The organism is Vibrio sp. OY15, assembly GCF_000742455.1.
In the GTDB taxonomy this organism is placed as follows: domain Bacteria; phylum Pseudomonadota; class Gammaproteobacteria; order Enterobacterales; family Vibrionaceae; genus Vibrio; species Vibrio alginolyticus.
Map to the genome: position 1 here is coordinate 58399 of NZ_JPIL01000031.1, position 14049 is coordinate 72447.

At 44.4% G+C, this 14049-nt stretch carries 6 protein-coding genes, 1 tRNA gene and 1 riboswitch; of the genes, 4 read left to right on the forward strand and 3 right to left on the reverse strand.

The genetic code is table 11. The features are described 5' to 3' along the window. Positions 1 to 136: 136 nt before the first annotated feature. Positions 137 to 2959, forward strand: a complete 2823-nt coding sequence (uvrA, locus tag IJ23_RS22745) for an excinuclease ABC subunit UvrA (protein ID WP_033907424.1) — start codon at positions 137 to 139, stop codon at positions 2957 to 2959. Between the two features lie 67 nt (positions 2960 to 3026). Then, positions 3027 to 4808 (forward strand): PglL family O-oligosaccharyltransferase, encoded by a 1782-nt coding sequence (locus tag IJ23_RS22750; protein ID WP_033907425.1) that lies wholly within the window; start codon positions 3027 to 3029, stop codon positions 4806 to 4808. Positions 4809 to 4867: 59 nt separating this feature from the next. Here IJ23_RS22750 and IJ23_RS22755 read toward each other — a convergent pair whose 3' ends face one another. Further along, complete coding sequence (locus IJ23_RS22755) at positions 4868 to 5989, reverse strand: pyridoxal-phosphate-dependent aminotransferase family protein (protein ID WP_033907426.1); 1122 nt, start codon at positions 5987 to 5989, stop codon at positions 4868 to 4870. Positions 5990 to 6209: 220 nt separating this feature from the next. Next, positions 6210 to 6388, forward strand: a riboswitch (Lysine riboswitch). A gap of 101 nt (positions 6389 to 6489) precedes the next feature. On the opposite strand from IJ23_RS22755, the gene lysC reads away from it, so the two are divergent. Continuing rightward, positions 6490 to 7842: a lysine-sensitive aspartokinase 3 gene (lysC, locus tag IJ23_RS22765; RefSeq protein ID WP_033907427.1), complete on the forward strand. Its 1353-nt coding sequence runs from the start codon at positions 6490 to 6492 to the stop codon at positions 7840 to 7842. A gap of 86 nt (positions 7843 to 7928) precedes the next feature. Here lysC and metH read toward each other — a convergent pair whose 3' ends face one another. Continuing rightward, on the reverse strand, positions 7929 to 11609 hold the full coding sequence (gene metH, locus IJ23_RS22770; protein ID WP_033907428.1) for a methionine synthase: 3681 nt from the start codon (positions 11607 to 11609) through the stop codon (positions 7929 to 7931). A 191-nt stretch (positions 11610 to 11800) separates the two neighbouring features. Between metH and IJ23_RS22775 the strand changes: the two genes are divergently transcribed. Continuing rightward, positions 11801 to 13132 (forward strand): cation:proton antiporter, encoded by a 1332-nt coding sequence (locus IJ23_RS22775; protein WP_033907429.1) that lies wholly within the window; start codon positions 11801 to 11803, stop codon positions 13130 to 13132. Between the two features lie 763 nt (positions 13133 to 13895). On the opposite strand, the gene IJ23_RS22780 is transcribed toward IJ23_RS22775, so the two are convergent. Then, a tRNA-Asp gene (locus IJ23_RS22780) sits at positions 13896 to 13972 on the reverse strand. Positions 13973 to 14049 lie beyond the last annotated feature (77 nt).

The following is a 14049-nucleotide window of genomic DNA, read 5'->3' on the forward strand; positions in this document are numbered from 1 at the left end:
TACGAAATTACTGTATCGAAAGCCCAGCACAACGCTGGGCTTTTTACTTTACTGTTTTTTTATCCAGTAATTTTCTTTGCACATTTCTCACACTATGTAATACTTGCCCCACTTGGTTATACATAGAGCAAAAACGATGGATAAAATAGAAGTTCGCGGTGCCCGAACCCATAACCTTAAAGACATTAATCTTACAATCCCTCGCGATAAACTGATTGTCATTACTGGACTAAGTGGCTCCGGTAAATCCTCTCTCGCTTTCGATACATTGTATGCAGAAGGCCAACGACGCTACGTAGAGTCTCTCTCTGCCTACGCTCGTCAGTTTTTGTCTCTGATGGAAAAACCCGATGTCGACCACATTGAAGGGTTATCACCTGCGATTTCTATTGAACAGAAATCTACTTCTCATAACCCGCGTTCAACCGTCGGTACAATTACCGAAGTCTACGACTACTTACGTCTATTGTATGCTCGTGTGGGCGAACCCCGCTGTCCAACGCACCATGCCCCTCTTGCTGCGCAAACCATCAGCCAAATGGTGGACAAAGTCCTAGAGATGCCGGAAGGCAGCAAAATGATGCTATTGGCGCCTATTGTCAAAGAACGTAAAGGTGAGCATGTTAAAACGCTTGAGAACTTAGCGGCTCAAGGCTTTATTCGTGCGCGTATTGATGGAGAAACTTGCGATCTTTCCGATCCTCCAACCCTTGAACTACATAAAAAGCACACCATTGAAGTTGTGGTAGACCGCTTTAAAGTTCGTCCAGACTTACAACAGCGCTTGGCCGAATCTTTCGAGACAACACTCGAATTATCAGGCGGAATTGCAGTTGTCGCGCCAATGGATGGCGACGGTGAAGAGATTATTTTCTCCGCCAACTTCGCTTGTCCACAATGTGGTTACAGCATGCAAGAGTTAGAGCCGCGACTTTTCTCATTCAACAATCCTGCTGGTGCATGTGGCACTTGTGATGGCTTGGGTGTTCAACAATACTTCGATCCAAGCCGAGTCATTCAAGATGATTCATTAAGCTTGGCACAAGGTGCGATTCGCGGTTGGGATCAAAAGAACTACTACTACTTCCAAATGCTCACCTCATTGGCCGATCATTATGGTTTTGACCTCCATGCCCCTTTTAATTCTCTGCCAAAGAAAACGCAAGATGTCATTCTAAAGGGCTCAGGTCGTACTGAGATTGAGTTTAAATACATCAACGATCGTGGCGATATTCGCGTTAAACGCCATCCATTCGAAGGTATTCTGAATACCCTAGAACGTCGCTATCGTGATACAGAATCCAACTCTGTCCGTGAAGAGCTTGCAAAATACATCTCCACTAAATCTTGTTCAAGCTGTGGCGGTACTCGTCTACGCCTCGAAGCACGTAACGTGTTTATTGCTGATACGACACTACCTGAGATTGTTGAACTCAGCATTGCTGATGCATTGGAGTTCTTCCATTCCTTGAAACTGGAAGGTCAACGAGCCCAAATCGCTGAAAAAGTGATGAAGGAAATCAACGACCGCCTGCAATTCTTAGTTAACGTCGGTTTGAACTACCTAAACTTATCACGCAGTGCAGAAACCTTATCAGGCGGTGAAGCTCAACGTATTCGTTTAGCAAGCCAAATTGGTGCAGGTCTTGTTGGTGTCATGTACGTCTTAGATGAACCGTCGATTGGTCTCCACCAGCGTGATAATGAACGCTTATTAAAAACGCTCACTCATTTGCGCGATTTAGGTAATACCGTACTTGTGGTAGAACACGATGAAGATGCGATTCGCTGTGCAGATCATGTCATAGATATTGGTCCTGGTGCTGGCGTACATGGTGGTAATGTTGTTGCGGAAGGCACCATGGAAGAGATAATCGCAAATCCGAATTCTCTGACAGGTCAGTACTTAAGTGGTGTTAAAGAAATCGCAGTACCGAAAGATCGCACGCCGCGAGATCCGAAAAAAACGGTTGAGCTATTAGGCGCAACAGGTAATAACCTTAAAAACGTTAACCTTTCAATTCCTGTTGGGTTATTCAGCTGTATTACAGGAGTATCTGGCTCAGGTAAATCAACGCTGATTAATGATACTTTCTTTAAAATTGCGCATACCCAACTTAACGGAGCGACAACGGCTCAGCCTTCACCTTATAAATCGATTAAAGGTCTAGAGCACTTCGATAAAGTCATCGATATCGATCAAAGCCCAATTGGCCGTACACCTCGCTCTAACCCTGCAACCTATACGGGGATCTTTACACCAATCCGTGAACTATTTGCAGGCACACAGGAGTCGCGTTCTCGCGGTTACAAACCGGGCCGTTTTAGTTTTAACGTGCGCGGTGGTCGTTGTGAGGCCTGTCAGGGTGACGGTGTTATCAAAGTAGAAATGCACTTCCTACCAGATGTTTATGTGCCATGTGATGTGTGTAAAGGTAAACGCTACAACCGTGAAACGCTCGAAGTACGTTACAAAGGTAAAACTATTGATGAAGTGCTAGAAATGACGGTCGAAGATGCACGCACCTTCTTCGATCCAGTTCCTGCCATCGCTCGCAAACTACAAACACTGATGGATGTGGGTTTGTCGTACATACGATTGGGTCAAGCGGCAACAACACTCTCCGGTGGTGAAGCACAGCGTGTGAAACTGGCGCGAGAGCTATCCAAACGTGATACAGGAAAAACCTTGTACATTTTGGATGAACCAACAACCGGCTTGCACTTCCATGATATCCAGCAGTTGCTCACTGTACTGCACAGACTTCGCGACCACGGAAACACTGTCGTGGTGATCGAGCATAACCTGGACGTCATTAAGACTGCGGACTGGATTATCGATCTTGGTCCTGAAGGGGGTCAAGGTGGCGGCGAGATAATCGCTCAAGGCACTCCGGAAGATGTGTCGCAAATCGAGGGTTCGCACACAGCTCACTTCCTTAAGCCTATGTTGAAGTAGAAAAAACAGGTAAAGTATCGAGACCAGCAAGTGCTGGTCTTTTTTCATTCAAAACAACGCAATAACTATGGCTACTATACATGTAAGTGGAACAAAGCTTTCTCCCGAAAAAGTACAGGTTCCCCTCAATCGCAAGTTTCTCATTGCCTTGGCAACACTATTTGTGTTGGCAATGCACTTTTTCATGCCCAACCCCGGCGGTTCGGGGCTTTCACTTTCGTTCAATGCGACAACTTGGATTGCTTTTAGCTTTGCATTAGGCATTGGGTGTTACCAACTTGCGAATAATCGAGTACTACGTTACTCAAAACTAACCATCGGCTTGTTCATTAGTGCTCTTATCATGACGGTGCCCATTCTGTACCCAAATGCAAATAGCAGTTTGGCAGCCAATAAGCTCATTGGCCTGTGGTGTGGTGTCCTGTTCTTTATTGTTTTACAACAATTTCATTTCAGTAATAAACATCGCCAACGCCTATTATGGTTCATTGTCCTTGCGGTTGTTATCGAAGCCATTTTTGGTCTGACACAATATCTGTATCTCAAACCAGGCAATCCGTTTGGTTACGACACGGTGGCCAATCGTCCTTATGGTATTTTCCAACAGCCCAATGTAATGGCCAGTTTTCTTGCGACAGGGTTGGTGATTGCCAGCTATTTACTTGCACGTCAGCCCTACAAATACGATCGTAAGTTAAGCGATGTTTACCTTCTCTATGCCGTACCAGTTTTAACTTTACCACTAATTGTGGCGTTGGCTTCACGCACTGGTTGGTTAGCCTCGGTCATCGCCGTGTTGTTGGTCATTCCATACATGTACCGCTTTGCAACCAAAGGGCGCTTTATCCGCTGGGTTGTGTCACTTGTAAGTGGGCTCTTACTCTCAGTCGTTGTCATGCATCTTGCCTTTCCTGATGGAGGTGGGTTAGCCGCAGAAAAAGTAAATATGGAGTCTCCTCGAGCGTATACTTTTCCGCAAACATTAGACATGGTGATTGAAAAGCCTTTTACTGGTTATGGATATGGCAAGTTTGAATCTGAGTACATGCTGTATACGGCTCGTCAACATGCCCTTAATGAGAATTACCCAGCAGGTTTGCCTGCCATGGAGCATCCGCATAACGAGCTGCTTTACTGGGGAGTAGAAGGTGGCTTACTGCCAATACTCGGCATCTTCTTAGCGATGGCACTGGTACTGTATCGAATCTATCAAGCCAAACGCGGAACTCGTCTTGCGTTGCTGGGCTTGTTTATACCTATCGTATTGCACTCACAACTGGAATACCCTTTCTACCACTCTCTCGTGCATTGGTTGATCTTCGTTATCCTACTGTACTGGGTCGATCAGCGCGTCTCTCGTTATCGACAAGTTGGCTTTAGTAATGTAACCAAAAGCTTGCTGCGTGTTTTTAGTTTGGTACTTCCCGTTGCGTTTACGTTTTACATGGTAAGCGCATTACATACGAACTATGTATTGACGAAGTTTGAGACCACTAGACCAACTAACCCTGATATTCTGAATCAAGTCAGTAACCCTGTAGTTTGGAAAGACAGATTTGATTGGGATGTCTATAGCACGTTTTTAAACCTTGGGCTGTACCAACAAGACGCAACCTTGATTCAGCCTTATATCGATTGGTCGCTAAAAATCATCAAAGATAAGCCTCGCCCTGCATTTTATAATAATTTGATTTTGGCCTACCAAGGCTTAGATGACTCAAGTAAAGCGGAGCAAATTAGAGCTGAAGCGCAGTTTTTGTTCCCGAAGATTGATTTCAGTGACGTCAATTACCAGCCACCTTCTCAAGCAATATCTGCCTCACCAGCCCCCACTTCAGGAGCTGAGTAATAAATACCAAAAAGCGAAGGGATGACCTTCGCTTTTCTTTATCTCATTGCTGTATGATTTTATTCAGTGAGTGACTCTTCTAACGCTTTTAAGCACAGCGCAACGTTTTCAGATCGAGCGCCGTAACCCATTAAGCCAATACGCCACGCTTTACCAGCTAATGCCCCAAGGCCTGCACCAATTTCTAGGTTATAGGTTTCTAGCAAGTGAGCACGAACTTTTGCTTCATCAACTCCTTCAGGCACGTAAATCGCATTTAATTGTGGCAACCGATGGGCTTCGTCCACAACAAATTCAAAGCCTAACTTTTGTAAGCCATTTTTGAGTTTTTCATGCATCAGTTGGTGACGAGCCCAAGCGTTTTCTAATCCTTCATTTTTCAGTATCAATAAAGCTTCATGAAGCGCATACAAGCTATTAACTGGCGCCGTATGATGGTAACTACGCTTGCCTTCTCCACTCCAATACCCCAAAACTAAACTCTGATCGAGGAACCAACTCTGTACTGGTGTTGTTCTTGCTTGAATCTTTTCAATCGCGGCAGGAGAAAACGTCACTGGTGAGAGCCCAGGTACACATGACAAACATTTTTGACTACCAGAGTAAACCGCATCCAGTTGCCATTCATCCACTTTTAACGGCACACCACCAAGCGATGTCACCGCATCAACAATAGATAATGCATTATGCTGTTTCGCCAGCTTACCCAATGCTTGAGCATCACTGACTGCACCAGTTGAGGTTTCCGCATGCACAAAAGCAAGAATTTTTGTATCTGGGTGCTGTTCGAGTGCTTGCTCGACTTTATCAATGGAAACAGGCGTCCCCCACTCATCATCGACGATAACAACTTCGCCACCAGCACGGACGACATTTTCGCGCATGCGTTCACCAAATACACCGTTACGGCAGACGATCACTTTGTCGCCTTTCTCGATCAAGTTTACAAAGCAGGTTTCCATCCCTGCACTACCTGGCGCTGAAACCGCAATAGTGAACTCATTGTCAGTTTGAAAGGCATACTTCAATAGCTGCTTGAGCTCATCCATCATACCGATAAACAGAGGATCAAGGTGACCTACAGTAGGACGGCTTAGTGCTTGTAACACTTGAGGATAAATATCAGAAGGACCAGGTCCCATTAAAATACGGTGAGGCGGAATAAAGCTTTGGATCGACATGTCAGCTCCTTGATTATCTTTTATCCTGAGCATTCTAAAAGTTCTATTCAATAACATGGCTCAGGTGTAGGGTTCTTCACCCTAATAGATTTTTCCTCTATCAGCAATTAGCCGTAAGTATGGAGGTCAAACCAGTGTCACAAAATCGTTAATAAAAAACACCATAAAGGTTGAAATATTGATTGACATTAAGGCCTCAAAACCGTTCAATGTTTGAGCTTTATGTAGAAGAGGAGCGCTACCCAGGTAGATGATTTGTGGAACCGCAATTCCAACACCAATCATTGAGGGGGAGTAGTGCCGAGGTAAGTCAAAGTTGCAGGATTTGACTTGTCGGTTGAATTGGGCTGAATCCCATCAACTGTCATCAGCACAGTCTGATGAAGGGCTTCTGAGGGTAAATTTTTCAAATAGCATTCTAAATACCTCTCTTTTTGCTCTGTTCCTTTTCTCACTAAACATTGGATGTACAATTTTTTAGGAAGTCGTGGGAGAACGCAGTGAGCGCATTTAACGTAGCTAAATTCGGTGGAACCAGTGTTGCCAACTTTGAGGCAATGAGTCGTTGCGCCACCATTATCGAAAACAATCCAACTACTCGCCTGGTCGTGAGCAGCGCTTGCTCTGGCGTCACCAACCTATTGGTAGAACTCGCCAACGGTGTTCAGGATCAAACGCACCGTACTGAGCTGCTACAAAATTTGGCCAACATTCATGACGCCATTTTAACTCAGCTCGAAGACAGCACGAAAACTGCTGCCGAGGTGTATGGCATATTAGATACCGTAACCAGCCTGGCCGAGGCTGCATCTATCCAAGCTAGTGCGAAGTTAACCGATCATTTAGTCGCATGTGGCGAACTCATGTCGACGCATATTCTAACTCAGTTAATGTGTGAGCGAGGCATTCAAGCTGTGCGCTTTGATATCCGCGATGTGCTGCGTACTGATGACAACTTTGGTCGCGCGGAGCCAAACATTGAAGCAATTTCGACGCTTGCGCAAGATAAACTCGTACCACTTTGCCAACAATCCGTTGTTGTTACTCAAGGCTTCATAGGATCTGACGAAGCCGGTAATACAACAACATTAGGTCGAGGGGGCAGCGATTACAGCGCCGCCTTAATTGCTGAGAGCGTCAAAGCGGCAGGGTTAGAAATCTGGACTGATGTTCCGGGCATCTACACAACAGACCCGCGAATTGCGCCAAAAGCCTCACCAATTCCTGAGATCAGCTTTAGTGAAGCTTCAGAAATGGCTAACTTTGGCGCTAAAATCCTTCACCCTTCTACGCTAGTACCTGCATTGCGCCACGACATTCCGGTATTTGTGGGGTCATCGAAAGAGCCTGAAAAAGGGGGAACTTGGATTCGCCACCAAGTCGAAAGCTCACCGTTATTCCGTGCGCTAGCTTTGCGTTGTAACCAAACCATGGTAACGCTACGCAGCGCCAATATGTTCCACGCATACGGTTTCTTAGCAAAGGTCTTTGAGATCCTTGCAAAGCATAAGATCTCTGTCGATTTGATCACGACATCTGAAATCAGTGTATCGTTAACACTTGATCAAACTGATACATCTGGCGGAGCACCACAGCTGCCGCAAGCTGCACGAGAAGAGTTAGAAGAGTTATGTAAGGTAGAAGTTGAACATGACCTATGCCTCGTTGCTCTCATTGGTAACAACATGAGTGAGAGTAAAGGCTACGCGAAACAGGTTTTTGGCACGCTAGAAGATTTTAACCTACGCATGATTTGTTATGGCGCTAGCCCTCACAACTTATGCTTCTTGCTCCATGAATCGGTATCGAAACAAGCCATACAAAAACTCCACACGGAGTTGTTTGAGAAGTAAGTTCAACTCAATAAAACAAAGGGCTGCGTATCTGCAGCCCTTTGTTGTTTCATTAGTTGTTATATTTGGACGAGGTAAACATCAATTTAACCATTAATGTTTGGCCCTAACCATTTTTCAGCCTCGATCCTATCCCACCCCTTACGATCGGCGTAACTCTCTAGCTGATCTTCTTGGATCTGTGCGATCGCAAAGTAACGTGAGTCAGGATGAGAGAAGTACCAACCAGATACTGACGCACCCGGATACATTGCATAGCTGGAGGTTAGAGTCATGCCAATATTCTCTTCCACATTAAGTAGCTCCCAAAGCGGTCCTTTTTCAGTATGCTCAGGGCACGCTGGATAACCTGGTGCAGGGCGAATACCTTGGTATTTTTCACGAATGAGATCATCGTTAGATAAATCTTCATCCGCAGCATAACCCCAAATTTCTTTACGGACACGCTCATGCAAATACTCAGCAAACGCTTCGGCTAGGCGATCCGCCACCGCTTGAATCATAATTGCGTTGTAATCATCTCCCTGTGCTTTGTATTCATCAGCAAGCTCTCGTTCACCAATACCACCAGTGACAGCAAATGCCCCTATCCAATCATGCTTACCCGACTCTTTAGGTGCGATGTAGTCGGATAAACAATAGTTGAATCCTTTTGGTTTCTCGGTCTGTTGTCGCAAGTTACGTAATACTTTCACAACGTCGGTACGAGTTTCATCAGCATAAACTTCAATGTCGTCCCCCACGCTCGCAGCAGGGAATAAGCCACACATTCCACGCGCTTTTAACAGGCCTTCTCGCTCAACTCGATCAAGTATCTCGTTGGCATCTTCGAATAAACGTTTTGCTTCTTCACCAACTTCTTCATGTTGGAAAATTGTTGGATACTTACCCACAAGTGACCAAGTCATAAAGAATGGTGTCCAATCGATGTATTGACGTAATATAGCCACATCAAAATCATCGAAGATATGAATGCCAGGCTTAACAGGCACTGGAGGAGTATAAGCTTCCCAATCGATAGCAACTTTATTCGCTCGAGCAGCTTCTAATGTCACTGGTTTGGTTCTCGGTTTCTTTCGATTATGTTGATCACGTACTCGTTCGTAATCAGCTTCAAGTTTTTCAACAAATTCAGGGCGACGTTCATCAGACAGAAGAGAAGTACATACGCCCACTGCACGTGAGGCGTTGTTCACGTAAACCACTGGATGCTTGTAATTTTTCTCAATCTTAACTGCTGTATGGGCTTTTGACGTTGTTGCGCCACCGATGAGAAGAGGTAAGTTAAAGTCGAGACGCTCCATCTCTTTTGCAACATGCACCATTTCGTCTAATGAAGGTGTGATCAACCCTGATAAACCAATAATATCGACGTTCTCTTCTTGCGCTACTTTTAAGATCTTTTCGCAAGGAACCATGACACCAAGATCGATAATTTCGTAGTTATTGCACTGCAATACAACGCCAACGATGTTTTTCCCGATATCATGTACATCACCTTTGACCGTCGCTAGCAAAATCTTACCGTTTGTTTGTCCCACCTGCTTTTCTGCATTGATGTAGGGCTCCAGATGCGCGACTGCTTGCTTCATCACTCGTGCAGATTTTACGACCTGAGGAAGGAACATTTTACCTTCACCAAACAAGTCTCCGACGACGTTCATCCCATCCATTAATGGGCCTTCAATCACCTCTAATGGCTTTGAAGCGTTGACACGAGCCTCTTCGGTATCATCAACGATGAACTCAGTTATTCCTTTCACTAACGCGTGCTCTAAGCGCTTTTCAACAGGCCAAGTTCTCCACTCAAGTGCAGAGGCATCCTCCTCTTTACCTACCCCTTTGCCTGCATATTCCGCCGCGATATCTAACAATCTCTCAGTGGCGTCATCACGACGGTTAAGAACGACATCTTCCACAGCCTCACGCAATTTTTCAGGCACGTTATCGTAGATTTCTAACTGACCCGCATTCACAATCCCCATATCCATACCATTTTTAAAACAGTGGTAGAGGAACACCGCGTGAATCGCTTCACGTACATAGTTATTGCCACGGAAAGAGAATGAGACGTTAGAAACACCACCCGAGATCATCGCATGTGGTAAATCACGTTTGATATCGCCAACGGCTTCAATGAAATCCACCGCGTAGTTATTATGCTCCTCGATCCCCGTAGCAATGGCAAAAATGTTTGGGTCAAAAATGATGTCTTCTGGTGGAAAGCCCACTTCATCAACAAGAATTCGGTAAGCGTTGGTACAAATTTCTACTTTGCGCTCACGTGTATCTGCTTGCCCAATCTCATCAAACGCCATCACAATCACAGCCGCACCGTAACGGCGGATCAACTTAGCTTGTTCAACGAATTTCTCTTTGCCTTCTTTGAGAGAGATCGAGTTAACAATGCCTTTGCCTTGGATGCACTTAAGACCGGCTTCAATAACCTCCCACTTGGAAGAGTCAACCATGATTGGTACTTTTGAGATTTCAGGTTCTGACGCACAAAGGTTTAAAAAGCGAACCATACAAGCTTGTGCATCCAACATGCCTTCATCCATGTTGATATCGATAATTTGAGCGCCATTTTCAACTTGTTGACGAGCCACATCGAGCGCTTCATCGTACAGCTCTTCTTTAATCAAGCGCTTAAAACGCGCAGAACCGGTTACATTCGTACGCTCACCGACATTGATAAATAAAGAGTCTTTATCAATAGCGAGTGGCTCTAGGCCAGACAAGCGACAAGCAACGGGAAGTTCAGGTAATTGACGAGGGGCGATATTTTCAACCGCGAGTGCCATTTGGCGAATGTGCTCAGGAGTTGTACCACAACACCCACCAATCAAGTTTAAAAAGCCACTTTGAGCCCACTCTTTAACATGCTTAGCCATATCTTCTGGCGACAAATCGTATTCGCCGAATGCATTCGGAAGCCCAGCATTTGGGTGAGCGGAAACAAAAGATTCTGATATACGCGAGAGCTCTTCAACATAAGGACGCAGTTCATCCGGGCCAAGTGCACAGTTCAAACCAAACGAAATCGGTTTAACATGACGTAATGAGTTGTAAAACGCTTCTGTGGTTTGACCGGATAATGTCCGACCGGAAGCATCAGTAATAGTCCCCGAGATCATCACATGTAACTCAATACCCATCTCTTCAAACACACTTTCAACAGCAAATGAACAAGCCTTAGCGTTAAGCGTATCGAAGATGGTCTCGATAAGAATAAGGTCTGAACCACCTTTAATAAGCGCTCGAGTCGATTCAGAGTAAGCCTCAACTAACTCGTCGAAAGAAACATTTCGATATCCGGGGTCATTTACATCAGGAGAAATAGAACAAGTTCGGTTCGTCGGCCCTAAAACCCCTGCGACATAACGCGGTTTATCGGGTGTTTTTGCGGTCCATTCATCTGCAACTTCACGTGCAAGCTTGGCAGCTGCAAAGTTAATTTCTTCACTTAGGCTTTCCATCTCGTAGTCAGCCATCGCAATGGTTGTTGCGTTAAAAGTGTTGGTCTCAAGAATATCTGCACCCGCTTCTAAATATGCAGCGTGAATTTCCTTGATAAGTTGAGGCTGACTTAGAACCAACAGGTCGTTGTTACCTTTTAGATCACAATGCCAATCCGCAAAGCGCGTTCCTCGATAGTCTTGCTCTTCAAGTTTGTACCCTTGAATCATGGTTCCCATACCACCATCAATCAAAAGAATACGTTGCTTCAATTGAGCTTCAATCTGTTGTCTTACGTTACTTCCCACAGTACAGCCTCATTCCTTTAGTTATCTTTCCATCCTATCACACAAACTTCAGGAGTCTAGACGTCTAAACGTAGAATTAATGATTATTTTATATCCTTCTTAACTTGCAAAATAATCACGAAAAAATGTTTGCTATTTAAGCAGCATCAGCCGAGAATTCCATTCATAAAATGTTACAAATAGAGAGCTCTATGTCGGTCTATCATACTTTATGTTTTCTATCCGCAGCTGCGATGCTAATTGCTTTTGTAAACAGCAAGATAGGAAAGATGCAAACCACCATTGCGATTACCGCAGGTTCAATGGTGCTTTCACTTCTAATCTTAATTGCGGGTCAAAACAACTGGTTCCATCTCACCGAAATTGCGACGGAGACGGTCACAAGGATTAACTTCGAAGATTTCTTGCTCAAAGGCATTCTTGGCTTCTTACTATTTGCTGGTGGACTAGGCATCAAACTCCCGAACCTTAAAGATCAAAAGTGGGAGATCACTGTTTTAGCCCTTGGAGCCACACTGTTTTCCACGTTCTTTATTGGATTTGCACTGTATGGGTTTTGTCAGTTAATTGGAATCCAATTTGATTTGGTCTACTGCTTACTATTTGGTGCTCTAATATCGCCAACTGACCCAATCGCTGTATTGGCTATTGTGAAAAAACTAGATGCTCCTAAACGTATCTCCACTCAGATTGAAGGAGAATCGCTCTTCAATGATGGCTTCGGTTTGGTTATCTTCGTCACTCTATTTACGATTGCATTTGGCACTGAGGCACCAACTGTAGGTAGTGTCACCTTACTCTTCATCCAAGAAGCTATCGGTGGTATCGCATATGGTTTCGTCCTCGGTTTGCTATTCCACTACTTGATCAGTGCCACCGATGATCACTCAATGGAATTGTTACTTACCATTGGTGTCCCAACAGCAGGTTACGCATTTGCTGAATACATCCATGTATCAGGCCCACTCGCAATGGTTGTATCCGGTATTATGATTGGCAACTGGACACGCTTTATTGGCTTTTCAAAAGAGAGTGAAGATCACCTTGACCATTTTTGGGAGCTTGTTGATGAATTCTTGAATGGCGTGTTATTCCTACTGATCGGTATGTCGATGCTGCTATTTGAATTCCACAAAGAAGACTGGATCATGATGGCTATTTCAGTCCCTCTTGTACTAGCAGCTCGCTATCTAAGTGTATTTCTTTCTTACATAGGCTTTAAACGTTACAGAAAATATAATCCATGGTCAGTGCGTATTTTGACGTGGGGCGGTTTACGCGGAGGCCTAGCACTAGCGATGGCACTTTCTATTCCATCTGGTATTTGGGTGATTCAAGATAAGTTAATCGATGTAAAAGAGATTATTCTTGTAATGACCTACTCCGTCGTTGTTTTCTCTATCCTCATTCAAGGCTCAACAATCACTCCAATGATTGAAAAAGCAAAAGCAGAAGAGAAGAAGATGGAAGAGAGCAACCAAGCAATAACCACTCCGGAACATACGGAGACAGTGGACTCTTAAAGACACGTAACTTAATAAATAAAAAGCAGCTACCTAGCTGCTTTTTTCATAACTAATTTTCAGACTCCCCTTCAAGGACGAAGGCTCCTTATTCTTTGATATACCATCAAATATACGAAGAATCGCTACGCTACATTTTCATAGATACTAACTATTGCCGATAGATAGTATTCATAGACGAGTCTTTTAATTTACCCATTTATCACTTCTCTTCTCTTCTCTTCTCTTCTCTTGGCAATATAGGCTCCTCGCAAATATCAAAGCTAAACTTCCACAATACTTAGCAATGAGCGAGTTTGTATTTTTATGAGAAAGATACATTTAGGGTGATTGCGTTCAGAACCCAAACAGGTTAGCAATCTCACCAAGATAAAACTGAGCTAGCATTCAGGTAGATCAAAGCCTTAACAGAAATTTAGTCCCCCTCTCTCTTGAACTCAGTGAGACTAAACTTGTATTCAAAGTCGTCCTGTTTTCAAAATTGGAACAAGTGACACCTCAAACAATTAAACTCTGTCACATAACTAGATTTTCTAATATCGAACAAAAGGAGCTTTGGTGAATGAAGAGGCTCAAAACTAGCGCTCGAGACTGCAGAAACCACACAAAACTGCGTTCCACTTCACTCATACAGGGCTTAGAAAGCATCGCCAGAGGGAAGCCGGCCTCTCGATGCAAGGTTTCAATATGAAAGTGGGTTTAAGGTAAGTCGGGGAACCAAAACGAAAAAAGCCTCAGTCTTTCGACTGAGGCTTAATATAAGTGGCGGAGTGGACGGGACTCGAACCCGCGACCCCCGGCGTGACAGGCCGGTATTCTAACCAACTGAACTACCACTCCGCAGTGGTATCACTCGCTTTAATAAGCAAGTGTCCGCTTTTGTCTTCACTTTTCAAAAAAGTGAAAATAAAACTAAA

Bases quoted from the DNA above. Each gene is read 5' to 3' on its own strand.
- uvrA (WP_033907424.1), top strand. From the start codon at position 137: ATGGATAAAATAGAAGTTCGCGGTGCCCGAACCCATAACCTTAAAGAC.
- IJ23_RS22750 (WP_033907425.1), top strand. From the start codon at position 3,027: ATGGCTACTATACATGTAAGTGGAACAAAGCTTTCTCCCGAAAAAGTA.
- IJ23_RS22755 (WP_033907426.1), bottom strand. From the start codon at position 5,989: ATGTCGATCCAAAGCTTTATTCCGCCTCACCGTATTTTAATGGGACCT.
- IJ23_RS22775 (WP_033907429.1), top strand. From the start codon at position 11,801: ATGTCGGTCTATCATACTTTATGTTTTCTATCCGCAGCTGCGATGCTA.